Origin of the sequence: Kribbella aluminosa (assembly GCF_017876295.1) — a bacterium.
Classification (GTDB): domain Bacteria; phylum Actinomycetota; class Actinomycetes; order Propionibacteriales; family Kribbellaceae; genus Kribbella; species Kribbella aluminosa.
In genome coordinates this window covers 972,096-993,640 of the sequence record NZ_JAGINT010000002.1, presented here as the reverse complement: position 1 = coordinate 993,640, position 21,545 = coordinate 972,096, and the positions used below count along the sequence as shown (strand labels likewise).

The following is a 21,545-nucleotide window of genomic DNA, read 5'->3' as shown; positions in this document are numbered from 1 at the left end:
GCGCAGGTAGTTTCAGCGGTGGGGGCGCCGGCGGGGGACGAGGAGTGTGTCGGCGGGCTTGGTCCTCGTGGTGAATTACGCTGCGCGGATGGCGACTGGGGACGAGCGGCAGCAGGCGGTGATCAAGCGGGCGGCGGAGGTTCTGCTCGCGGACGAGCGGGTGCTGGGGGTGTACCTGATCGGCAGCTACGCCACCGGGGCCGCCGACCGGTTCAGCGATGTCGACGTACATCTGGTGGTCACGGACGACAGCACCGACTGGTACACGGAGCACTGGGACGACGTACTGCGGGAACTCACCGGGCCGACCGTCCTGGCGGACCGGCTGCCGGGGATGATCGGCGGGCTCGGGATCACCCCGGACTGGTTGCACGTGGACCTGATCGTGCATCCGCTGGCCGGGTTCGACCGGTTCCAGTACGACGGTGTGAAGGTGCTGTTCGACCGGGACGGGACGTTGTTCCCGGAGGGGGACATCGAGCCCCAGGGCGGCCGTCCCACCGAGCCGTACTGGCCGGCCGGTGCCGTGAACCTCTTCTTCTACTTCCTCGGCAATCTCGTGACGGTGCTCGGCCGGGACGAGCGAGTCGTCGCCAACCAGGGCATCGGCGCCGTCCGCGACCAACTCGTGGCGCTGATGCTCGCCGAACGCGGGGTCCGACGTACCAGCGGAGCCAAGCGCCTCAACGCACTCCTGTCCGACGAGCAACGCGCGGCGCTGGAGGCGATCCCGGCCGCCGGCACCGACCCGGCGGACATCATCGCGGCCAACCAGTACATCTGCCGCGACTTCATCACCCGCGGCACCGCGCTGGCCGCACTCACGGGCAACCCCTGGCCGGCCGAGTTCGTCGACGCGACCCTTCAGCACCTCCGCAATCACTTCGGGATCGACTTCGCCTGACCCGCGTCACGGGGTCTGGTGGCCGCAGGCACTGATGCCGACAGCAACCAACCTCGGCCCGCGAGTTTCACTGCAGGTGGTAGTTGGCGAATCGGGTCCGGAGGTCCTTCTTCGAGAACTTGCCGACCGAGGTCTTCGGAACCTCGTCGATGAACTCGACCGCGTCCGGAAGCCACCACTTCGCAACCTGTGGGCGGAGGTAGTCGAGGATCTCCTCGCCCGTCACGGTCGACCCCTCCTGAAGCACGACGCACGCCAGCGGCCGCTCGTCCCACCTCGGATGCGGCACACCGATGACCGCCGCCTCCTTGACCGCAGGATGCGCCATCAACAGGTTCTCCAGCTCGACCGAGCTGATCCACTCGCCACCGGACTTCACCAGGTCCTTGGTCCGGTCAACGATCCGCACCGAGCCGAACCCGTCGATCGCCGCGACGTCGCCGGTCTTCATCCAGCCGTCCTCGGTGTTCAGCTGTGCACCGTCGTCGGGCCGGTAGTACTCCGCGGCGATCCACGGACCGCGCACCTGCAGCTCGCCGGTGGCCTCGTCGTCCCACGGCAGCGGCGTGATCGACCCCGGCTCGACGATCCGCACCTCTACGCCTGGCAGCGGCAGCCCAGCCCGGGCGCGGAGATGCGCCTGCTCTTCCTCGGGAAGGTCCTTGTTCCGCGCCGGTACGTGGGACGCGGTCGCGACCGGGCTCGTCTCGGTCATCCCCCACGCCTGCAGGATCGGCCGGCCGAGCTTCTTCCGGAACGCTTCCGAGAGCGCCTCCGGTACGGCGGAACCGCCGCACGGGATCCGCCGCAGCTTCGGCAACTCGACCCCGTCGAGCAGCGGCAGCAACCCCTGCCAGATCGTCGGTACGCCGGCCGACAGCGTCACCTCCTGCTCCACCAGCAGCTTGAGGATCCCCTGCGGGCTCATGTCCGGCCCCGGGAACACCAGCGACGCACCGGCCATCGGCGCCGCGTGTGCCAGCCCCCATGCATTGGCGTGGAACATCGGCACCACCGGCATCACCGTGTCCGTCTCGGCCAGCCCGATCCCGACGTTGGTCAGCACACCGATCGAGTGCAGCCAGGTCGACCGATGGGAGTAGACGACGCCCTTCGGGTTGCCCGTCGTACCGCTCGTGTAACACATCGCGGCGGCCTGGTTCTCGTCCTCGACGTGGAACTCCACCGGTGACGCAGCCGCCAGCAGCTCCTCGTAGTCGTGGAACCGCGGATCGTCCGGGATCTCCGCCGCCGCTGGAGCACCCGGGGGCAGGTCGTCCATCACGACCACATGTCTCAGCTGCGGGAGCCGCTCGAGCAGCGGCAGGAACAGCCCCAGCAACGAGCGATCGACGAAGACGACCTCGTCCTCGGCATGATTCGCGATGTACACGACCTGGTCCGGGAAGAGTCTGATGTTCAGCGTGTGTAGGACCCGGCCGGTGCAGGGCGCGGCGAAGTACAGCTCGAGATGGCGACCCGAGTTCCACGCGAACGTCCCGACGCGGCCGTCGGAGGTGATCCCGAGCGTGTCCAGCACCCCGCCCAGGCGTCTGGTCCGGTCGGCCCATTCGCCGTACGTCAGCTTGGTCGGCGCCGGACCGCCCGTATAGACGGTCTTGTCCGGGTAGAACTGCTCGGCCCGGCGGAAGATCGTGTCCAGCGACAGCTGGTAGTTCTGCATCAGACCCTTCATGAAGCCACTGTGCCAGCCGCGCTGCACCTTGACCATGACCTCGACCGGACTTTCTCCGGAACTCCTCCGGAACTGGAGCCGCAGGCAACAACAAACCGAAGACATTCACGGCAAACAGATGACACGACATACATGTCGTGTAATATGTCGGTCATGAAGGTTGTCGAGGAGTTTCGCTATCTCGTGCTGGCGATCCAGCGCGAGGGCAATCGGCTGCTCGCCGCCGAGTTGCGCCCGCTGGGCATCACGCCTTCCCAGGCAGAGGTTCTGCGGGTCCTCCGCGACCACGGTCCGATGACGCTGAACGCGCTCGGCGGGCTGCTGGTCTGCGAGACCGGAAACAGCCCGAGCCGGCTCGTCGATCGTTTGGTCACCCAAGGACTGGTGAAACGCGGCATCGACCAGGTCGACCGGCGCTACCTCACGCTCAGCCTGACACCGCAAGGCCGGGCACTGCACCGCCGCATCGTCACCGCGGAGAACCGGTTGCATCGCACCATGCACGACCGTCTCGCCGGCCAGGCGCTCGACGAGACCATCAGCACGCTCCGCTCGCTCGCCGACGCTTTCCCGACCGGGGCCGCCCTGGCCCGCCGCCGGGGTCCCGAACTCGCCCATCAGGAGATCTAGTCATGGAACAGGCCACCGAGACCATCCACGCCGGCCAGGCGGCGATCCGGCAGGTGCTACTGGACGCCCTCGGCCTGCCGGAGTGGAACGAGGCGTTCCTCGCCATCGACGGCCCCCGCGAGACCAACCCCGGCACCCGGTACGCGCTCCGCGTGCGCCCCGGGTTCACCGGCGAGCTGCAGTACACGGTGGTCGAGGCGGACCGGGTCGAGATCGTCTGGCAGGTCCCCGGCTTCCGCGAGGTCGGCGCCTGGACGATCGGGCAGGACGGGCGGGTCACCCACACGTTCGAGCAGTCGGGGCCGCTCGCGACCGTCCTGCGCCCGGCGTACCGGAACATCGCGACCATCCGCCTGGCTCGCCTCGCGAATCGCATCCGCCAGGTGCAGCTGGCGCACACCGCCTAGGCTCGGCCAACGCTCACGAAGGTCCGCGACCCTACGCCCGGCTGCTGACCGAGTTCCTCAGCTGAAGGCGAGCGGGACGGCCCGCTTGTGCGCCGTCCGGCGGTGCGTCGCGATGATCGTGCCCGCGGCCTTCTCGTCGACCTCGTGCCCTTCGAGGAAGTCGTCGATCTCGTCGTACGTCACGCCCAGCACGGCCTCGTCCGGGACGCCCGGGTTGTTCGTCTCCAGGTCCGCGGTCGGGATCTTCCCGGTGATCTCCGGCGCCGCGTCGAGCCGCTCGCCGACCGCGCGGACGCGCCGCTTGGTCAGACCGGACAGCGGCGTGAGGTCGCACGCCCCGTCGCCGTACTTGGTGAAGAACCCCATTACCGCCTCCGCCGCGTGGTCCGTACCGACCACAAGACCGCCGCGGGCGCCGGCCACCACGTACTGCGCGACCATCCGCTGGCGGGCCTTGATGTTGCCGACGTGGAAGTCCTCGCGGTCGCCGAGCCCGGCGTGCCGCACCGACTCGACCATGGCGTCGGTGGCCGGCTGCACGTCCACGACCAGGGAGTCGTCCGGCTTGATGAACTCGAGCGATCGCTGCGCGTCCGCCTCGTCGGCCTGCACGCCGTACGGCAGCCGCATCGCGACGAACGTCGCCTGCCCGCCCTCCGACCGCACCCGCTCGACCGCGAGCTGACACAACCGGCCCGCCACCGCGGAGTCGACGCCGCCGCTGATCCCGAGCACGTACGCCGCGGCGCCGGTCCGCCGGAGCCGCTCGGCGAGGAACTCCACCCGCCGCTCGATCTCGCTGTCCACGTCGAATGCCGCGGGTACACCGAGCTCGGCAACGATCAGATCCTGCAGGTAACGGCTCTCGGGATTCATCTGGCTCCTCTTCGATCTGGGGAGCACCAGCCTAGACATGAGGATTCCCCGCGCACCCGGAAGAGCTCACTTACCCTTGCTGCCTTCCGGCCCTGGGGGAATTGGGCGAGATACCGCCACGCGGGGAACCAGCAACGAGTGTACGGGATGAGCCTCACCAACCGGGAATCGGACTCCGGCCGTCGTGGTCCTGGACAGCGAGCCGTCCTAGGGATCAAGCTTGTTAGGTGACGGATCATCATTTTGGGCGGTTCGGGATTACCACGGGGCTGGACGGCGGCGCGGATTCGATCGCTGCGGCGCGGGCGGCCGAGGAGCTTGGGTGGCCGGTGATCTGGTTGTCCGGCGGGGCGTTGCCTGGGCTGCAGGCGATCAGCGACCTGGTGGACGCCACGACGGCGATCAAGTTCGTGAGCGGCATCTTGGCGGTGGTGAAGTACAGCGCGGCCGACGTGAGCGCGACGTACGCCGCCTTGGAGGAGGCTGCGCCTGGTCGGTTCACAGCCGGTCTGGGTGGCGCGCACGGCGCTAAGCCGATTGCCACGCTCAACGCTTACCTGGACGAGCTGGACGTACCCGTAGAGCGCCGGGTGCTCGCGGCACTCGGCCCGCGGATGCTCGAGCTGGCCGGAGAGCGTTCTGCCGGCGCATACCCGTTCCTGACCCGTGCGGCGTACTCCGCCGACGCGCGGAAGGTCCTGGGGCCGGACAAGCTCCTGGCCGTCAGCCACCTCGTAGTAGTCGAAACCGACGCGGACAGAGCCAGGGCGATCGCCAGGAACACCATCAGCTTCTTCACGACGATCCCTGGGTACGTCGCTTCGCTGCAGCGCCAGGGGTTCAGTCAGAGCGACCTGTCCGAGCTCCCTGACCACATGGTCGATGCCCTAGCCGCATGGGGCAGCCCTGCCGACATCAAGGCCAAGCTCACCGAACACCTGGACGCAGGCGCCGACCACGTCGCAGTCAACGTCATCACCGGCGTGACCGGGCCGCAGCCGATAGAGCAGTGGCGAGCACTGACGCCAGTACTACTGGGCTAGCTGCTTCTCGTAGAGCCATGCAGTCGAATCGGGCTCTCGACGTACCTCTGCACCGGTTGTACGTACCGCCGCTGCGGCGCCCCGATTTCGGATTCCCCACCACCGCCCGGTATCCTCTCCGCTTGGAGGATTCGCCTAGTGGCCTAGGGCGCACGCTTGGAAAGCGTGTTGGGGGCAACCCCTCACGAGTTCGAATCTCGTATCCTCCGCCAGGTTGATGGCCCGGACTGCTACGGCGGTCCGGGTCTTTTGGTTGTTTGTGGGGTCAGCGGAGTTGGGCTAGGGCTTGGCTGAGGAAGGTGTCGCGGCGGGTGGTTGCCGTGGGGCTGTAGAGGGTGGTGGGGGTGTTCAGGGCGGCTACTGCGTCCCAGTAGGGGACGTGAGGGGCTCGGTGACCGGCTGATTGTTCCCAGCCGGTTAGGGCGTGGGTGGGGGCTTCGGGGCCGAAGGTAATGGCTGTTTGTTTGCGGAGTTCGGAGAGGTCTACGCCAGGCGGTCCTACGCCGGCGGTTTTCCAGTCGATCAGGGCCGCGACGGTGTTGGCGGACCAGATGAGGTTGCCGGGCCAGACGTCGCCGTGGAGGAAGACCGGGGGCTCGGGTGGTCGGCCGTGGGCGAGGACGAGGTTGTGGGCCTCTTCCAGTAGAGGTGTGGTTGGCAGGCGGCCGGTACGCCGGTCGGTCGCGAAGTCGTCGACCGCGATCGGGCGGGGGCGGAACGGGAGATGGTCGGCGGGCTGCATCGCGATGGCGTGCATGCGGGTCAGGGCGGCGGTGGCGATCATCGCGGGGTCGATGCGTGGGGTTGGGGCGCGTAGTACGACGGGTCGGGCGCGGGTGGTGAGGCGCCAGGGACCTTGGTCGTCGTGGAGGGGGTGGGTTTCGAGGATGGGGCCGACCGTAGCGGTGGCCCAGGCGAGCAGGTCTTCCCTCATGCCAGAGGCTACCTCCCCTCGCCGGGGTGATCAGGCCGGTGTCGTAGGCGAGGACTACGGCTTGGGAGCGGTCCCGGAGGTTGAGTTTGGCGAAGATTCGGGCGGCGCGGGTTTGACGGTCGCTTCGCTCAGGGTCAGCGCGGTGGCGATCCCGGCGTTGGAGAGGCCTTGGCCCATGAGGGTGAGGACCTCCAGTTCGCGTGGGGTGAGGGTGGAGAGCTCGCGGTGTGGGGCGGGCTGGGGTGTGGCGAAGCGTTCGACGAGGCGGCGGGTGATGGACGGGGCCAGGAGCGCGTCGCCGGTGGTTACCAGGCGTACGGCGGCGGTCAGGTGTTCGGGGGCTACGTCCTTCAGGAGGAAGCCGCTGGCGCCACAATCGCCCAAGTTCTCCACAACGAGTGAAATTGCGGTTGCCCGAGTCACGTCAGATCGGGCTGACTTGTAGATATGGGTAATCGGGCGATCTGGGAGCAGGCTTCTACCAAGCATGTCCGGGAGTACGACAAGTTGCTGGAGGCGGCTCGTGGTGGCGGGCTGCTGGTGGAGCGGGAGCACGAACTGCTGGCGTCCGTACTGGCGACCGGGCCGTTCGTGGTGCATCTGCAGAGTGGGCACGGGCTCGACGATGTGGGGCTGGTGAAGGCCGGCGCGCGAAGAGTCGTAGGCGTGGACTACAGCTCGGTAGCAGCCGGGGCGGCGCGGCGGCGGGCGCGGGACGTGGGAGTCGATTGCCGGTACGTCGTGGCGGAAGTGCCCGGCGTACCAGTCAAGGACGCGGCTGCGGACCTCGTGTACACCGGTAAGGGCGCGCTGATCTGGATGCGGGACATCGACGCGTGGGCGCGCGACGTGGAGCGAGTGCTACGGCCGGGTGGGCACCTGTTCGTGTACGAGGGCCACCCGGCCGTACCGCTGTGGACGTGGGACGAGGACGACGCGCGGATCCGCCCGGACCGGAGCTACTTCGCCAAGTCCCACGTCAACGACACGTTCCCGGGCAACGGCGCGCAGGAGTGGCAGTGGACGCTCGGCCAGATCGTCACCGCGATCACCACCGCCGGCCTGCACATCCAAGTCCTCGAGGAGTACGCCGAACCGTTCTGGCGACCGCAGGACGGCACGAACGCCGCCGCCTGGTCCGGCCGCCTCCCCAACTCCTACGCACTACTGGCCCGGAAACCGTTATAGATAAGGAAGGAGCGCCTCCTCCTCATGGTCCAGGTGGGTGTTGAGTTGAGTGATCAGCTCGTCCACCTGTTCCAGCGTGACGGCTTGTTCCAGCTGGCCGAGCAGTACTGCGATCTGCTCGTGCTCCTGCTGCAGTACGGCGATCACGTCCGTGAGCTCCGGGTGCTGTTCCACCAGGCCGGGGAACAACATCGTCGACTCGCCGGTGTGGTGATGGTGCAGGCCCTGGCAGACGGTCAGGCAGTTGATGCGGAGCTGTGCGCCCAGCCCGGCGGCGCCGGACGTCGCGATCTCGTGCCGGATCAGCCCCAGCTCCCGCCGGAACGCGGCGTGGATGTTCTTCAGCGCCTCGGCGAGCGAGCCGGTGCGCCCGCCGGGCGGTCCACCGGAGACAAGCGCGACGACCGGAATCGTACGGGGCACGCCGGCCTGGTAGTCGCCCCACCCGGCGTCCGCCTCGACCAGGCGGTCGAAGACCTCGTCCCGCTCGGCGCCCCGCAGTACGACTGCCTTTGCCGGATAGCTGAAGAGGCCGACGTCTACGCTGACCTGCGGATTCGCCAGCAGGTTGTGGTACCAGGAAGGGTGTTTCGGGCTGCCTCCGGCCGAGCCGACGACCAGGACCCGGTCGCCGTCCGGGTAGTAGCCGAGGATCGCGGTACGCGGTTCGCCGGTCCGCGCGCCGGTGGTTGTCAGGAGCAACAACCTGGAGTTCTCGAACGGGCCGCCGACGCGGCCGGAGTTCGCCTTGAACTCCGCGATGAGTTGTGCGGTGAAATCGTTCAGGATTCGCTTCTCTCTCTGGTGTCGTGAAGGGGGAAATGCAGACATCAGAGAGTGCGGGCGGGGCCCGCGCGGCGCTCAGGACGCAGCCGGGGACCCAACTCGGTAATGGCTCGAAGCCGACCCGGCAGTCACGTGGGTGATCCTACCCGAGTCCGGGCCGGAGACAACGGCGAGGTATCCCTGTCCGATCTGCTCGGTACGACGGACGTCGAGCCGATCGTGCGGTACGTCGTCCACAGCCACGTGCGCTGATCGCCTACCGAACGTCGCCAATCGAGTGCGAAACGTCGTACCGCAGGAAATGCCGGCGGGAATTCTCAGAAATGCTGTAACGAGTCGCACATCACCCCGATATGACGAGTGAGCGACCCAGCGGGGGGCCGAGGGGAAGCTCCGGTGTTTCTTCGGGACCACCGCGATGGAGGGGGCCTCGCAGGTGCTCGCCCGGGGCGGGGTGAGCACCTGTTCGAGGACCGTCTAGCGCTGCAGAGCGTCGTACAGATCCCGCACGAAGTACGTGTCCGCCAGCGCGTCGTGGATCGCGTACGCCGCCTGGTCGATCCCAACCACCGCAGCCATCTCCCCCACCTCCGGCCTCAGCCCTTGATTCCCACGTTTGCCATGCCTTCGACGAAGCGTTTCTGGGCGAACACGAACAGCACGATCATCGGCAGTGTCGCGAGCGCCGTACCGGCCATCAGGTACGGCCACTGGATCTCGGCCGGGTTCTGGGAGAAGATCGCCAGCCCCAGCTGCAGCGGGCGCATCTCGTCCGAGGTGGTGATCATCAGCGGCCAGAGGAATCCGTTCCAGGCGGCCTCGATCTGGAACACCGCGATCGTGATCAGCGCCGGCTTCACCAGCGGGGTCATGATCCGCCAGAAGATCCCGAACTCGCCGAGCCCGTCCACCCGCGCCGCCTGCGCCAGCTGGTCCGGCAGCGACACGTAGAACTGCCGCGCGAGGAACGTGAACAGCGGCGCCGCGCCGAGCGGGATGATCAGGCCCCACCACGAGTTCAGCCAGCCGATGCCGCCCTGGCCGAGGATGTTGTTGCCGCCGAACAGCGGGATCGACTTCACGATCAGGAACAGCGGCACCAGGATGATCTGGAACGGCACCATCAGCAGCACGATGAAGTAGTTCAGCAACGTCTTGCCGCCGCGGATCGGGAGCTTGGCCAGCGCGTACCCGGCCGTCGTACAGACCGCCAGCGTGAACGCCGTCTCGCCCACCGCGATGAACAGGCTGTTCCGGAAGTACCGCAGGAACGGCGCGGTCTGCATCGCCTCGACGAAGTTCCGCCAGCGCAGCTCCGACGGCAACCAGCTGAACTTCGCGATCTCCCCGTTGCTCTTGAACGCGGTCAGCGCCATCCACACGAACGGCACGATCATCAGCAGCGCGCCGACGGTGAGTACGACGTACAGCAGGATCCGGCCTGCCCGGAACGCCGGCGGCTTCGCGGAACCGACGGCCGGCAACGAAACACTAGTCATTGGTATCCGCCTTCTGGAGCCGGCGTCCGGCCGCGATGAAGATCGCGATCACGATCATCATGATCACGGTCTCAGCGGACGCGTAGCCGAGTTTCAGGTTCTGGAACGCGTTCTGGTAGATGTCCATCACCAGCACCCGGGTCGACGAACCCGGGCCGCCCTGCGTCATCACGTACACCAGGTCGAACACCTGGAAGGTACCGACGATCGACGTGATCAGGACGAAGAACTGCACCGGGCCGATGGCCGGCCAGGTGACGTTGGCGAACCGTTGCCAGCGGCCCGCACCGTCCAGCTGGGCGGACTCGACCAGGTCGCGGGACACGCTCTGCAGCGCGGCCAGGTAGATGATGATCTTGGTACCGAGGCCTTGCCAGATGCCGACCAGCATCAGCGACGGCAGCGCGGTCCCCGGGTCGGCCAGCCACTGGTTCGGCGCGAATCCGAACAGGCTGAGGAACCCGTTCGCCAGGCCGGAGCCCGGGTTGTAGATCCACAGCCAGATGGTGGCCACCGCGACGGTCGCGGTCACGGTCGGGACGTAGAACGCCGTACGGAAGAAGCCGAGACCGCGGATCCGCTGGTTCAGGCCGATCGCGACCGCGAGCGAGATCGCCATCGAGATCGGGATCACCACGATCGCGTACAGCACGGTGTGCCACAGCGACGCCAGGAAGTTCGGGTCCCGGAACAGGTCGGTGTAGTTGGTGAAACCGACCCAGTCGAACGAGTCGCCGAAGCTGTAGTCGGTCAGGCTGAGCACCACGACCGCGATCACCGGGACCACGATGAAGATGCCGGAGTGCAGCAGCGCGGGGGTCAGCAGTGCCCAGCCGGTCCGGACCTGACCACGGACCAGGGTCCGGTCGCCCTTCGACGACGCGACCTTGCCGGCGGACGTGAGCGCGGGACGTTCAAGAGTTGTACTCATCGGGATTGTCCTGCCAGGTTGTGCAGCACCTTCGCCGGATCCTTCTGGCCGAGTACCGCCTGGGTGAGCTGGATGTCGAAGTTGCCGCGCATCTCGAGCCAGTTGCTCGGTACTTCGTTCTCGTTGACCGCGTACACCAGGCCGTCGGCGACGAACTGGCTCAGCGGGTTCGACTTCGCCTGCGGCGAGTTGCTGGCGTCCTTGTAGGCCGGGACCTTCTTGTTCAGCTTGGCGATCATGTCCAGGTTCGCCGGTGTCGTCAGCGACTGGATGAACGCCCAGGCCGCGTCCTTGTGCCGGCTGCGGGACCCGATCGACGCCAGGTCGCCGCCGACGTACTCGATCTCCTTGCCACTGTCGAAGCGGAAGAACTTCAGGTCGTCACAGTTCTTCTGGCCGATGCCGTCCGCGGAGCAGTCGACGCCGCCGTTCACGATGCCCATCGCGGCCTCGCCGGTCAGTACCAGCGGCTGCTGCGCCGCGTTCGTCTGCCCGTACGGCTGCACGTTGTTGATCATCGACTTGATCCAGAGCAGCGTGTCGAGGCCTTGCTTGTTGTCGAAGTTCGGCTGGCCCTTGACGTACAGCGACGTACCGGTCGAGGCCAGGAAGGTGGTGAACGACTGCCGGAAGCCGGTCGCCGACGCGAGGTCGAAGCCGCTGCGGGTGATGTTGCCGTTCTTGTCCCGCTTGGTCAGCTTCTCCGCGTCGGCCTTGAGGTCCGCCAGCGACGTCGGCGGCTTGTCCGGGTCCAGCCCGGCCTCGAGGAACGCGCTCTTCCGCAGCGCGACGGCGCGGGCGTCGGCGACCAGCGGGTACCCGTACAGCTTGCCGTCGTACGTCACCGCCGGGATCAGGGCCGGGGTGCTCTTCTCCCTGATGAAGTCGGGCGTCACGCCGTACCTGCCGAGGTCCTCGAAGATCCGCTTCGACGCGAACGGCTGGATCCAGCCGACACCGGTGACCATCACGTCGTACGGGATGCCGGCCGCGATCGAGGTCGACATCTTCTCGTTCAGATTCTTGTACGTCGCGAAGTCCGGCTCGACCTTCATCTTCGGATAGGTCTTGTGGAAGTCGTCGACAACCTTCTGGAACGCCTCCCGCCCCTTGGTACTGGGCGGGAACGACGGAATCAGCACCCGCAACGTCCCGGTCGCCTCGGCCGGGGGCACACCGTCCGTGCTCTTGTCGATCACCCCGTTGCCACAACTACTGACCACAACGCTGAGCGCAGCGGCCAGCAGAGTCAGTCCCACTCCACGTCTCACAGGGGGTACTCCTTCGCTGACTGTTCTTCAGCCGGGGCGCCTGACCCCTTCCAAGTGCAGCGAAAGTATGGGAAAGGGCTTTCCCCGTCAATACCTCACCGCTCGAATGATCACATTCGATCAGAACCGGAACCCGACCGATCAAAGTTCCGCGTGCCGGCCCTTCAACGCCGCGTTTCAGGCGTCTGCGGCTCCGCAGGAGGTGCGGGTGTTGAGGGTGGGGAGGAGGCTCAGGTGCTGGGTGGGGGTGTGGGGGGACTGGAGTTTGCGGAGGAGGAGGTCGCAGGCGGTTTCGCCGAGGGCTCGGCGGGGTGGGCAGACGGCGGTGAGGGGGACGACTGCCAGGGAGGCGGTGACGTCGTTGTAGGCGATGACGGCCAGGTCCTCGGGGACGCGGAGGCCTAGTTCCATGGCGCGTTCTACGAGGCTGGCGCCGTGTTCGTCGGAGTGGACCAGGACGGCGTGGCTGCCGAAGGAGTCGCACTCGGCCAGGAACGCGTCCAGTTGGGCGACCGCACCGGGGTCGTCGCCGCGGGCGGGGAGGTCCACGGGGGAGAGGAAGACCTCGACGCCGAGTGCCTTCGCGGCGGCCTCGATGCCGAGGCGGAGCCAGTACGCCGTGACCGTGGCCTGCAGGTTGATCGCGATCCGGCGGTGGCCGAGCGCGACGAAGTGGCGCAGCGCCAGCATCGCGCCGTACGCGTGGTCGGTCCGGACGTGGTCGTACTCGCGGCGCATCTGCGGGTACCCGAACGCCCGTTCCATCAGCACCACCGGTACGTCGATATCGTCCAGCCGGGAGTCCATCCGGTCCGCGTCGCCGTCGCCGAGCGCGGTACTGATCAGCAGGCCGGCGACCCCGATGCCGAGCACCTTGTCCAGCCGTTCACGCTCGGTGGTCACGTCGTACCCGGAGACGCCGAGCACCAGCCGCGCGCCGTACCGGTCGGCGATCGCCTCCGCGCCGCGGATCACGTCGGAGTAGTACGACGTCGCGCTCGGCACCACGATGCCGATCGTGAGCCGGTTTCCGGGGTTCGCCTGGTCGGCCGCGGAGGTCCCGATCGCGCCGCCGTGCACGCGGCGGAGCAGGCCGGCGGAGTCCAGTTCGGCCAGGTCCCGGCGTACTGTGATCGCGGAGACGCCGAGCTCGTCGACCAGGTCGGCGACCCGGAGCCGCCCGTGCCGCCGCAGGCTGCGCAGGATCAGCTCGTGGCGCTCCTGTGCAAGCATGCAGCCCCCTGATCTGTCAGTGATTGTTCGTGATCATACGATCAGGACCCGCCCGGACGGAACGAGGAGACCATCGGTGCAGAAGGCCAACCGGACGAGTGCCGTGCTGAGCAAGCTGGCGGTGGTCGGCGATCTGCTGATGCTGCAGCTGGCGTTCCTGGTGATCAGCTTCGGCATCCTGACCCTCTTCCCGGCCGCGTTCGCGATGCAGCGGGTGCTGCCGGACGCGATCAGCCAGGACCGTCCGAAGCTGCTGCGGCGGTTTCTCGTGGAGTTCCGGCAGATGATGAAGCGGTACTGGCTGCCCGGGTTCGGCCTGTGGACCGGCAGTCTGATGCTCGCGTTCGGCATCTCCTTCTGGGCGTACGCCGCGGGGCCGGTCCGGATCGTCGCGCTCGCCATCCTGATCCCGCTCACCGGCATGATCCTGGGGCTCTACCTGAGCGGTCTGGCGATCCTCCCGGAAGCACCTGCCACGGCGACGATGAAGACGCTGTTCCGGTCCGCCAACCTGTTCCTGCTGCGCCGCCCGCTCCCAGTGGCCGGCAGTGTGGTCATCCTGCTCACCTGGTTCGCCCTGGCGTCGCAGGTGCCGACACTGCTCGTTGTCGGGAGCGGCCTGGTCCCGGCGCTCTCGGCGTACTGGCTCTCTCGACCGCGGCGGCAAAAAAGTTCTGAAGACGTGTCAATCTGAGCCCTCCCGGTTCGACGTAGAGGTGTAAGGCCACTACGACGAACGGCAAGGAGAACCGGAATGTACGCGACGACCGAGACCCTGGCGACGACGCCGGCCGCGCAGGGCAGCCGCTCGCGCTGGCTGGCCCTCTACACACTCTGTGCGGGCATGTTGATGATCGTGCTCGACGTGACCGTGGTGAACGTAGCCCTACCAGCCATCCAGGACGACCTGGGCTTTACGAGCTCCTCGCTCGCTTGGGTGGTCAATGCGTACCTGATCGCGTTCGGCGGGCTCCTGCTGCTGGCTGGTCGGCTAGGTGACCTCCTGGGCCGGCGGAACGTCTTTACAGCCGGACTGGTCGTTTTCACCATCGCCTCCGTGCTGTGCGGCCTCGCACGCTCGCAGGAGGTACTTGTCATCGCACGGTTCATCCAGGGCGTCGGCGGCGCTCTGACGTCCGCAGTGATCCTGGGCATGATCGTGACCCTGTTCCCCGAGCCGCGCGAGCAGGCGAAGGCGATCGGCATGTTCGCGTTCGTAGCGTCCGCCGGTGGGTCGATCGGTCTGCTGGCCGGCGGTGTACTGACGCAGGCGATCAGCTGGCACTGGATCTTCTTCGTGAACCTGCCCATTGGCGTACTGACGACCGCGCTGGCCGTGAAGTTCATCGAGAAGGACAAGGGCCTCGGGCTGGGGCGCGGTACCGACGTACCGGGTGCTGTGCTGATCACCGGTGCACTGATGCTCGGTGTGTTCACGATCGTGAAGCCTGCGGCCGAGCTGGGCTGGACCGCTCCGCGGACCCTGCTGCTGGCTGCGATCACGCTGGCGCTGCTGGCCGGGTTCATCGTCCGTGAGGCGACTGCTGCGAACCCTCTGGTCCCACTGCGGATCTTCCGGTCCCGCACGCTGACCGGTGCGAACCTGGTCCAGGCGCTCTCCAGCTCCGGGATGTTCGGCATCTTCTTCCTCGGCTCGCTCTACCTGCAGCGTGTCCTCGGGTACGACGCCCTGGAGATCGGGCTGGCGTTCCTGCCGACCACGGTGGTCATGGGGCTGCTGTCGGTGAAGTACTCCGAGAAGCTGGTGATGCGCTTCGGCCCGCGCCGCCCGTTGATCGTTGGGCTGTCGCTGATCGTCGTCGGGCTGGCCCTCTTCACCCAGGCGCCGGTCGGTGGCAACTACTTCATCCACGTGCTGCCGGTGCTGGCACTGCTCGGCCTGGGCGGTGGCATCTGCTTCCCCGCGCTGATGGGCCTGTCGATGTCAGACGTCAAGCCCGAGGACGCCGGTCTGGCTTCCGGTCTCATCGGCACCATGGGCGAGGTCGGCGCCGCTCTCGGCCTGGCGATCCTGGCGACGCTCTCGGCCACCCGCACCGCCACGAGCACCAAGTCCCCGCTGGAAGCACTGACCGACGGCTACCACTTCTCCTTCGGCGTAGCAGCCGCCATCGTGGCCGCCGCGGTCGCCATCGCGGCAATCGTCATGCGCCCGACCAAGCAGGCAGTCACCACGGAAGACCCCGAGCCCGAACTCCTCTGCGAAGCCGCCTGACCATTCGGTACGACGAACTCCCCGTGACCACTCACGGGGAGTTCGTCGTACCAGCGGAGTACCACTTCCACCACACAAGCCCCCGCCGCCGCGCCCCGATGGTGAGCAGCACGAGCGCGCTCAGGACTACCACCACCGTGCCGCCGCCCACGAGCCCGGAGATAATCCGCGGCGTCCGGCAGGTTCCGGGCGGTTCCGGGCGCTGGGGGCTGGACACGAACCACCACAGCAACAAGCCCCGGCGCCCCCGAGCCGCGTGGGTCCACGGCCGGGGCAGGTCGACATGGCCGATCATTTGCGGCGTCTGTACAGCTTGCCTGTGGTGAAGAGTACGAGTGTCAGGGCGAGGGCGATGAGGATGCTGTGCGGGCGGTTCAGGAACCACCTGAGAATGAGGAAGAAGCCGCAGACCATCGTCAGGACGCCGAACGCTCCGAACTGGATGGGGTGATCGCGTTCCCACCGCGTGGCCCGGTTCTTGGCTGTCTCCGGGGCGATCCCGTGCGGGAGCATGATGACGGCGAGGAGGATTGCCCACAGGGTGTTCTCGAAGGTGTGGACAACTGCGGCACGCACGATGAAAGTCACCGGCACCACCACTCCGAGGACCCGGTCGAGGAGTGGTGGGTGGTAACGCTCGACGTACCTGGTGAATTGCCCCATACGGCTCCTTCAGGGGGACGTTCGTCGTTGTTTTGGTTCGGGAAACCATCCTTCTGGCGAAGGACAGGCAGACCGACAGCGCGACCAGTTGCCGTGAGCGTCCGGGTCTTCGTGCGGCGCGACGGGCGACGCCCTCGTCGAAGTCCGGCAACCTCTCGGCGAGGCCACGTACGACGGCCCTCACGATGCTGTCGACGTGGCAGTTGAACTCGCCACTGTGTCCCTCCCCAGCGGGATGATCGCATGGGGTTGTCCACAGGGGGAATGGGACGGGTTTCGGGGTGGGGGGTGGGATGGGGAAGGATATGGGGTCCGGCCGGGGCAGAATGCTCGGTGGTTGTTGGACGTAGAGGGGAACGGACAGTGGTGGTGCAGTCGATCGAGCAGCGGATCGCCGGCGAGTTGGAGGTCCAGGAGTTCCAGGTGCGGGCAGCGGTGGCGCTGCTGGACGAGGGCTCGACGGTCCCGTTCATCGCGCGGTACCGCAAAGAGGTCACCGGGATGCTGGACGACGCCCAGCTGCGGACCCTCGAGGAGCGGTTGCGGTATCTCCGGGAGCTGGAGGAGCGCCGGCAGACCGTGCTGGAGTCCATCGACAGCCAGGGCAAGCTGGACGACGCGCTGAAGGAGCAGATCCTCGCCGCGGACACCAAGTCCCGGCTGGAGGACATCTACCTCCCGTTCAAGCCGAAGCGCCGGACGAAGGCGATGATTGCCCGGGAGAACGGCCTGGAGCCGCTCGCCGACGGCCTGATGGCGGACCCGGACGTCGAGCCGATCGCGGCCGCCGCCGTCTTCGTGAACGCCGACGTACCCGACCCGCAGGCCGCGCTGGACGGCGCCCGGGCGATCCTGGTCGAGCGGTTCGCCGAGGACGCCGACCTGATCGGTGACTTGCGCGAGCGGCTCTGGGAGCAGGGCCGGCTGGCGTCCGCCGTACGGGAAGGCAAGGAGACCGACGGCGCGAAGTTCTCGGACTACTTCGAGTTCGACGAGCCGTTCACGAAGATGCCGTCGCACCGGATCCTCGCGCTGTTCCGCGGCGAGAAGGAGGACGTACTCACGGTCTCCATCGAGCCGCTGCCCGCGGGTGTCGAGGTCGACGGGCCGACGGAGTACGAGACGACCATCGCCCGCAAGGTCGGCGTCGAGAACCAGGGCCGCCCGGCCGACAAATGGCTGGTGGAGACGGTCCGCTGGGCCTGGCGGACGAAGATCCTCGTGCACCTCGGCATCGACCTGCGGATGCGGTTACGGCAGGTCGCCGAGGACGAGGCGATCCGGGTGTTCGCGGCCAACCTGCGCGACCTGCTGCTGGCCGCCCCGGCCGGCACCCGCGCGACGATGGGCCTGGACCCGGGCTTCCGGACCGGCGTGAAGGTCGCCGTCGTGGACGCGACCGGCAAGGTCGTCGACACCGGCGTCATCTACCCGCACGTCCCGCAGAACCAGTGGGACAAGTCGATCGCCACGCTGGCCGCGCTGGCCGCCGCGCACGACGTCGAGCTGATTGCCATCGGCAACGGTACGGCGTCCCGCGAGACCGACAAGCTGGCCGCGGAGCTGATCGCCAAACACCCTGAGCTGAAGCTCACCAAGGCCGTCGTGTCCGAGGCCGGCGCGTCGGTGTACTCGGCGTCCGCGTTCGCGTCCCAGGAGCTGCCCGGGATGGACGTGTCGCTGCGCGGCGCGGTCTCGATCGCGCGCCGGCTGCAGGACCCGCTGGCCGAGCTGGTGAAGATCGACCCGAAGTCGATCGGCGTCGGCCAGTACCAGCACGACCTCGCCGAGAACGCGTTGTCCCGCTCGCTGGACGCGGTCGTCGAGGACTGTGTGAACGCGGTCGGCGTCGACCTGAACACGGCGTCCGCGCCGCTGCTCATCCGGGTCTCCGGCATCACCCCCGGCCTGGCCGACAACATCGTCCAGCACCGCGACGTCAACGGCCCGTTCACCTCACGTACGGCGCTGCGCGAGGTGCCGCGGCTCGGCCCGAAGGCGTTCGAGCAGGCCGCCGGGTTCCTCCGGATCCCCGACGGCGACGACCCGCTCGACGCGTCCAGCGTGCACCCGGAGGCGTATCCCGTCGTACGGCGGATTCTCGACGCGACCGGGTCCGATGTGAAGGCGCTGATCGGGTCCGCGGAGCTGAAGCGGCTGAAGGCGGCGGACTTCGTCGACGACATGTTCGGGCTGCCGACCGTGACCGACATCCTGGCCGAGCTGGAGAAGCCTGGGCGGGACCCGCGGCCGGCGTTCAAGACCGCGGTGTTCGCGGAGGGTGTGGACAAGATCGCGGACCTGAAGCCTGGGATGCGGCTCGAGGGTCAGGTCACCAACGTGGCGGCCTTCGGTGCGTTCATCGACATCGGTGTCCACCAGGACGGGCTCGCGCACGTGTCGGCGCTGTCGAAGACCTTCGTGAAGGACCCGCGCGAGGTGGTCAAGCCGGGTGACATCGTGATGGTGAAGGTCCTCGAGGTGGACATCCCGCGGCAGCGGATCTCGCTGACGCTGCGGCTGGACGACGAGGTCGGCTCCGGCGGCTCCGGCGGTCGCGGCGGCCAGAACCGGGGCCAAGGCGCCCAGGGTCGCGGCGCCCAAGACGGCAACCAGGGCGGCAACCAAGGCAGCGGTCGCGGTGGTCAGGGCAGTGGCCAAGGCAGCAACCAAGGCGGCGGTCGCGGTGGTCAGGGCGGCAACCAAGGCGGAGGCCGCGGTGGCCAAGGTCAAGGCCGCGGCGGTCAAGGTGGTCAGGGGCGTGGCCCGGGCGGTCGCGGTCCAGGCGGCCAGGGCCGCGGACCAGGCGGCCAGGGCGGCGGCAACCAAGGCGGACCGGCCCGCGGCAAGCAGCCCGAGACCCCCATGGACGAAACCTCCCTCGCCGACGCCTTCCGCAAGGCCGGCTTCACCGTCCGCTGACCTGCGTTCCACCGAGTCGTGGACATTGGCGGCGAGAAGCGCACAGAAGCAGCCGCGATCCACGACTCGGCGAACAGACCCGGAGCCAAACGCCACGACTCGGCGAACGTAGACGCGGTATCGGCTGAGTCAGGGCTCGACTTCGTAGCCGGCGGCTTCTACTGCGGTTCGGATTTCGGCGGGGTCGATCGGGCGATCGGTGCGCAGGGTGATCAACCCCGTCGAGAGGTCGACCTTGACCGACTCGACGCCGGCCACCGCCTCGAGTTCCTCGCTCACGAAACCGACGCAATGCGAGCAGGTCATGCCGAGGACGCGGAACACGGTCACGGCGCGCTCACATCGCGCGTCGCCTGTGTCGTATGGCGGATGCGGCCGTCCGGGGCAAGCTCTCCGAACATGTACACCTCGGTGGAGATCGTCCGCCCGCGTCGCGTCTCCGCGTGGATCGTGAACCGCGCGGCCAGCCGGTTGCCGGTGCGGATCGCCTCGTGGACGTCGTACGTGCAGGAGACGACGTTCTTGCGGACCGGGCGGAGGTGGTCGATCAGGCGTTGCCGGTCGAGGGTGACGCCGTCGGCGACCTGTTCGATGTCGGGCGTGTAGTACCGGTCGACGACCGCGGCGGCGTCCGCGCCCGCGACCACCTCCCGGGTGAACGACTCGTAGAAGTCCGCGACGAACTCCCGTGCGCTTAAATCTGACATACCGTCAAAGATAAGCATCTCGGCTAATCTTGACAAGGTGTCAGAGAACAAGCCGGTACGTCGCCGCCGCGCGGACGCGGACCGCAGCCGTACCGCGATCCTGGCCGCGGCGCTCGAACTGCTCGACGAGCACCCGGACGCCAGCCTGGAACGGATCGCCGAGGCCGCGCACGTCACCCGGCAGACCGTGTACGCCCACTTCCCGTCCCGCGACGCCCTGCTGAACGCCGTACTCGACGAGCTCACCGCCGAGACGCTCCGGGCGATCGACGACCTGGACCTCGACCACGGATCGGCGTTCGGCAACGCCCTCGGTCTGATCGACCTCGCGTGGCGGACGTTCGAACGGCACCCGCTACTGCTGCACATCCCGCAGACCAGCGGGCCGGACGCGCGCCACGACCCGGTGACCGAGCGCCTCGAGCGCCTGATCCGCCGCGGTCAGCGAGACGGCGAGATCACCCGTGACCTGCCCGTGCACTGGCTGGTCAGCACGCTGATCTCGCTCGGCCACGCGGCCGGCGACTCGGTCGCCGCCGGCCGCCTCACCGCCCGGACCGCCTACAAGACGCTCCACACCACCCTCACCCGCATCCTGCAGCCCTAGCCGTTGACGACCTTCAGGACCGTCCCGTGCCTGTCGTACGCGGTCAGCTTTGCGTCCGGCAGGCCTTGCTTGTCACCGTTCAGCCAGGCCACGGCGTACCAGCCGTCGGTGACCGTGATGTCGTGCTTGCCGCCCGCTTTCGGCTCGATCCGGATCCTCGCGATGTTCGACGCCACCCGGCCACTGGCCAGGTACGCCCAGCCCGGGCAGGGCTTGATGGTCGCGCAGTCCTGACCGCCGGGCAGGTTGAAGTTCTGGTCGAACGGCTGCCGGCCGAGCGCCGCGATCCTGAAGATCCCTGGCCCGGATCCGAGCGGCGTCGCGGTGTCCGACCAGGTCGGCGCCAGCGCGCACTCCACCGCCAGCCGGCCCGATGGCGACAGGGCGACGAGATTCGTGCCCGTGGCCGGTGCGGTCTCGCTGGCGACGACCTTCCATCGGGTGAGGTCGCTCCAGAACTGCACCGAGCAGTTGCGTAACTGTCCCGCCTCCGTCGTCGGCATCGGGTCCTTCTGCGCGGCGGCGACGAGCGCCGCGGACGGCCGGTCGCCGCCGGGGACCGTGCAGAACTCCGCGGCAGCCGGGTCACCGATCTTCAGCTGCTTCCGGACGCTCATCCCGGTTCGGTACACGGCCTGCTTCTGGATGGGTCGCTGGTACTTCGGGTAGCGGAGCGCGCACAGCCGGGTCGCGTCGGCGTACGAGACCTCCATGGCGGCACCCGCCTCGCCGCGCGGGACGCCGGGTACGGCCGTGAAGTCGGCCGACTTGGTGGTAGTGGCCGGCGTACGTGGACCGCTGACCGCCGGCTGGTCGGAGGTCGTGCCGAGGTGCGGCAGCAGGCCGGCCGCGACGGCGACCGCCGCGACGCCCGCGATGCCGCCGCCGGCCGAGAGCAGCCGTCGCCGGCGACGGCTGCGCCGGCCGCGGGCCAGCAGGTCGTGTCCGTCGATCGGACCCAGCGGGTCGGTGTTCGCCAGCCGCCGGAGCTCGGCGCCGATGTCGTCCATCT

General features: G+C 68.0%; 22 protein-coding genes, 1 tRNA gene and 1 other RNA gene. 10 read left to right on the top strand and 14 right to left on the bottom strand.

Going from position 1 to position 21,545, the window contains the following annotated elements:
• The first annotated feature begins 88 nt into the window (after positions 1 to 88).
• Positions 89 to 904 (top strand): aminoglycoside 6-adenylyltransferase, encoded by an 816-nt coding sequence (locus tag JOF29_RS26200; protein ID WP_209697102.1) that lies wholly within the window; start codon positions 89 to 91, stop codon positions 902 to 904.
• A gap of 67 nt (positions 905 to 971) precedes the next feature.
• Here the strand turns inward: JOF29_RS26200 and JOF29_RS26195 are convergent, their stop codons facing one another.
• Positions 972 to 2,600 carry a long-chain fatty acid--CoA ligase gene (locus JOF29_RS26195; RefSeq protein ID WP_245359465.1) on the bottom strand — a complete coding sequence of 543 codons (1,629 nt, stop codon included), beginning with the start codon at positions 2,598 to 2,600 and terminating at the stop codon, positions 972 to 974.
• A 153-nt stretch (positions 2,601 to 2,753) separates the two neighbouring features.
• Between JOF29_RS26195 and JOF29_RS26190 the strand changes: the two genes are divergently transcribed.
• Together JOF29_RS26190 and JOF29_RS26185 are read left to right on the top strand one after the other, a co-directional pair.
• The gene (locus JOF29_RS26190; protein WP_209697101.1) at positions 2,754 to 3,230 is read left to right on the top strand and encodes a MarR family winged helix-turn-helix transcriptional regulator; all 477 of its coding nucleotides are present in this window, start codon (positions 2,754 to 2,756) and stop codon (positions 3,228 to 3,230) included.
• A 2-nt stretch (positions 3,231 to 3,232) separates the two neighbouring features.
• Positions 3,233 to 3,637, top strand: coding sequence for an SRPBCC family protein (locus JOF29_RS26185; protein ID WP_209697100.1), 405 nt, complete (start codon positions 3,233 to 3,235; stop codon positions 3,635 to 3,637).
• A 57-nt stretch (positions 3,638 to 3,694) separates the two neighbouring features.
• On the opposite strand, the gene nadE is transcribed toward JOF29_RS26185, so the two are convergent.
• Together nadE and ffs are read right to left on the bottom strand one after the other, a co-directional pair.
• Positions 3,695 to 4,513 (bottom strand): NAD(+) synthase, encoded by an 819-nt coding sequence (nadE, locus tag JOF29_RS26180; RefSeq protein ID WP_209697099.1) that lies wholly within the window; start codon positions 4,511 to 4,513, stop codon positions 3,695 to 3,697.
• Between the two features lie 36 nt (positions 4,514 to 4,549).
• Positions 4,550 to 4,646, bottom strand: an RNA gene (gene ffs / locus JOF29_RS26175) — signal recognition particle sRNA small type.
• A 94-nt stretch (positions 4,647 to 4,740) separates the two neighbouring features.
• On the opposite strand from ffs, the gene JOF29_RS26170 reads away from it, so the two are divergent.
• Positions 4,741 to 5,556 (top strand): TIGR03620 family F420-dependent LLM class oxidoreductase, encoded by an 816-nt coding sequence (locus JOF29_RS26170; RefSeq protein WP_209697098.1) that lies wholly within the window; start codon positions 4,741 to 4,743, stop codon positions 5,554 to 5,556.
• Between the two features lie 124 nt (positions 5,557 to 5,680).
• Positions 5,681 to 5,768 (top strand) — tRNA-Ser (locus tag JOF29_RS26165).
• A gap of 53 nt (positions 5,769 to 5,821) precedes the next feature.
• On the opposite strand, the gene JOF29_RS26160 is transcribed toward JOF29_RS26165, so the two are convergent.
• Together JOF29_RS26160 and JOF29_RS26155 are read right to left on the bottom strand one after the other, a co-directional pair.
• Complete coding sequence (locus JOF29_RS26160; protein ID WP_209697097.1) at positions 5,822 to 6,490, bottom strand: aminoglycoside phosphotransferase family protein; 669 nt, start codon at positions 6,488 to 6,490, stop codon at positions 5,822 to 5,824.
• 54 nt (positions 6,491 to 6,544) lie between these two features.
• Complete coding sequence (locus JOF29_RS26155) at positions 6,545 to 6,883, bottom strand: LuxR C-terminal-related transcriptional regulator (protein ID WP_307863693.1); 339 nt, start codon at positions 6,881 to 6,883, stop codon at positions 6,545 to 6,547.
• A gap of 54 nt (positions 6,884 to 6,937) precedes the next feature.
• Here JOF29_RS26155 and JOF29_RS26150 point away from each other — a divergent pair, with 54 nt between their 5' ends.
• Positions 6,938 to 7,678: a class I SAM-dependent methyltransferase gene (locus JOF29_RS26150; RefSeq protein WP_209697096.1), complete on the top strand. Its 741-nt coding sequence runs from the start codon at positions 6,938 to 6,940 to the stop codon at positions 7,676 to 7,678.
• Here JOF29_RS26150 and JOF29_RS26145 read toward each other — a convergent pair.
• From JOF29_RS26145 to JOF29_RS26125, 5 genes are all read right to left on the bottom strand, one after another.
• Positions 7,673 to 8,509, bottom strand: coding sequence for a nitroreductase/quinone reductase family protein (locus JOF29_RS26145; RefSeq protein ID WP_245359463.1), 837 nt, complete (start codon positions 8,507 to 8,509; stop codon positions 7,673 to 7,675). The two genes, JOF29_RS26150 and JOF29_RS26145, sit on opposite strands and share 6 nt — an antisense overlap.
• A gap of 551 nt (positions 8,510 to 9,060) precedes the next feature.
• Positions 9,061 to 9,963: a carbohydrate ABC transporter permease gene (locus JOF29_RS26140; protein WP_209697095.1), complete on the bottom strand. Its 903-nt coding sequence runs from the start codon at positions 9,961 to 9,963 to the stop codon at positions 9,061 to 9,063.
• The gene (locus JOF29_RS26135; protein ID WP_209697094.1) at positions 9,956 to 10,894 is read right to left on the bottom strand and encodes a carbohydrate ABC transporter permease; all 939 of its coding nucleotides are present in this window, start codon (positions 10,892 to 10,894) and stop codon (positions 9,956 to 9,958) included. The genes JOF29_RS26140 and JOF29_RS26135 overlap by 8 nt, the downstream gene beginning before the upstream one ends.
• Positions 10,891 to 12,165: an extracellular solute-binding protein gene (locus JOF29_RS26130; RefSeq protein ID WP_209697093.1), complete on the bottom strand. Its 1,275-nt coding sequence runs from the start codon at positions 12,163 to 12,165 to the stop codon at positions 10,891 to 10,893. The genes JOF29_RS26135 and JOF29_RS26130 overlap by 4 nt, the downstream gene beginning before the upstream one ends.
• A gap of 177 nt (positions 12,166 to 12,342) precedes the next feature.
• Positions 12,343 to 13,398: a substrate-binding domain-containing protein gene (locus JOF29_RS26125; RefSeq protein ID WP_209697092.1), complete on the bottom strand. Its 1,056-nt coding sequence runs from the start codon at positions 13,396 to 13,398 to the stop codon at positions 12,343 to 12,345.
• Between the two features lie 76 nt (positions 13,399 to 13,474).
• Here JOF29_RS26125 and JOF29_RS26120 point away from each other — a divergent pair, with 76 nt between their 5' ends.
• Positions 13,475 to 14,092, top strand: a complete 618-nt coding sequence (locus JOF29_RS26120) for a DUF624 domain-containing protein (protein ID WP_307863692.1) — start codon at positions 13,475 to 13,477, stop codon at positions 14,090 to 14,092.
• A 60-nt stretch (positions 14,093 to 14,152) separates the two neighbouring features.
• The gene (locus JOF29_RS26115) at positions 14,153 to 15,634 is read left to right on the top strand and encodes a DHA2 family efflux MFS transporter permease subunit (RefSeq protein WP_209697090.1); all 1,482 of its coding nucleotides are present in this window, start codon (positions 14,153 to 14,155) and stop codon (positions 15,632 to 15,634) included.
• Positions 15,635 to 15,925: 291 nt separating this feature from the next.
• Here the strand turns inward: JOF29_RS26115 and JOF29_RS26110 are convergent, their stop codons facing one another.
• Positions 15,926 to 16,297, bottom strand: coding sequence for a hypothetical protein (locus JOF29_RS26110; protein ID WP_209697089.1), 372 nt, complete (start codon positions 16,295 to 16,297; stop codon positions 15,926 to 15,928).
• Positions 16,298 to 16,666: 369 nt separating this feature from the next.
• Here JOF29_RS26110 and JOF29_RS26105 point away from each other — a divergent pair, with 369 nt between their 5' ends.
• Positions 16,667 to 19,219 carry a Tex family protein gene (locus JOF29_RS26105; protein ID WP_307863691.1) on the top strand — a complete coding sequence of 851 codons (2,553 nt, stop codon included), beginning with the start codon at positions 16,667 to 16,669 and terminating at the stop codon, positions 19,217 to 19,219.
• A 129-nt stretch (positions 19,220 to 19,348) separates the two neighbouring features.
• Here the strand turns inward: JOF29_RS26105 and JOF29_RS26100 are convergent, their stop codons facing one another.
• Together JOF29_RS26100 and JOF29_RS26095 are read right to left on the bottom strand one after the other, a co-directional pair.
• Complete coding sequence (locus JOF29_RS26100) at positions 19,349 to 19,549, bottom strand: heavy-metal-associated domain-containing protein (RefSeq protein ID WP_307863690.1); 201 nt, start codon at positions 19,547 to 19,549, stop codon at positions 19,349 to 19,351.
• Positions 19,546 to 19,944, bottom strand: a complete 399-nt coding sequence (locus JOF29_RS26095; protein WP_245359461.1) for a nuclear transport factor 2 family protein — start codon at positions 19,942 to 19,944, stop codon at positions 19,546 to 19,548. Before JOF29_RS26095 ends, JOF29_RS26100 begins: the two co-directional genes overlap by 4 nt.
• A gap of 19 nt (positions 19,945 to 19,963) precedes the next feature.
• Between JOF29_RS26095 and JOF29_RS26090 the strand changes: the two genes are divergently transcribed.
• Entirely contained in the window at positions 19,964 to 20,533 is a 570-nt protein-coding gene (locus tag JOF29_RS26090; RefSeq protein WP_209697087.1) for a TetR/AcrR family transcriptional regulator, read from the top strand.
• On the opposite strand, the gene JOF29_RS26085 is transcribed toward JOF29_RS26090, so the two are convergent.
• Positions 20,530 to 21,543 carry a hypothetical protein gene (locus JOF29_RS26085; protein WP_209697086.1) on the bottom strand — a complete coding sequence of 338 codons (1,014 nt, stop codon included), beginning with the start codon at positions 21,541 to 21,543 and terminating at the stop codon, positions 20,530 to 20,532. The genes JOF29_RS26090 and JOF29_RS26085 overlap by 4 nt on opposite strands.
• Positions 21,544 to 21,545: the final 2 nt, after the last annotated feature.

Bases quoted from the DNA above. Each gene is read 5' to 3' on its own strand.
- JOF29_RS26200 (WP_209697102.1), top strand. From the start codon at position 89: ATGGCGACTGGGGACGAGCGGCAGCAGGCGGTGATCAAGCGGGCGGCG.
- JOF29_RS26195 (WP_245359465.1), bottom strand. From the start codon at position 2,600: ATGAAGGGTCTGATGCAGAACTACCAGCTGTCGCTGGACACGATCTTC.
- JOF29_RS26190 (WP_209697101.1), top strand. From the start codon at position 2,754: ATGAAGGTTGTCGAGGAGTTTCGCTATCTCGTGCTGGCGATCCAGCGC.
- JOF29_RS26185 (WP_209697100.1), top strand. From the start codon at position 3,233: ATGGAACAGGCCACCGAGACCATCCACGCCGGCCAGGCGGCGATCCGG.
- nadE (WP_209697099.1), bottom strand. From the start codon at position 4,513: ATGAATCCCGAGAGCCGTTACCTGCAGGATCTGATCGTTGCCGAGCTC.
- JOF29_RS26160 (WP_209697097.1), bottom strand. From the start codon at position 6,490: ATGAGGGAAGACCTGCTCGCCTGGGCCACCGCTACGGTCGGCCCCATC.
- JOF29_RS26150 (WP_209697096.1), top strand. From the start codon at position 6,938: ATGGGTAATCGGGCGATCTGGGAGCAGGCTTCTACCAAGCATGTCCGG.
- JOF29_RS26145 (WP_245359463.1), bottom strand. From the start codon at position 8,509: ATGTCTGCATTTCCCCCTTCACGACACCAGAGAGAGAAGCGAATCCTG.
- JOF29_RS26140 (WP_209697095.1), bottom strand. From the start codon at position 9,963: ATGACTAGTGTTTCGTTGCCGGCCGTCGGTTCCGCGAAGCCGCCGGCG.
- JOF29_RS26135 (WP_209697094.1), bottom strand. From the start codon at position 10,894: ATGAGTACAACTCTTGAACGTCCCGCGCTCACGTCCGCCGGCAAGGTC.
- JOF29_RS26125 (WP_209697092.1), bottom strand. From the start codon at position 13,398: ATGCTTGCACAGGAGCGCCACGAGCTGATCCTGCGCAGCCTGCGGCGG.
- JOF29_RS26115 (WP_209697090.1), top strand. From the start codon at position 14,153: ATGTACGCGACGACCGAGACCCTGGCGACGACGCCGGCCGCGCAGGGC.
- JOF29_RS26110 (WP_209697089.1), bottom strand. From the start codon at position 16,297: ATGGGGCAATTCACCAGGTACGTCGAGCGTTACCACCCACCACTCCTC.
- JOF29_RS26095 (WP_245359461.1), bottom strand. From the start codon at position 19,944: ATGCTTATCTTTGACGGTATGTCAGATTTAAGCGCACGGGAGTTCGTC.
- JOF29_RS26085 (WP_209697086.1), bottom strand. From the start codon at position 21,543: ATGGACGACATCGGCGCCGAGCTCCGGCGGCTGGCGAACACCGACCCG.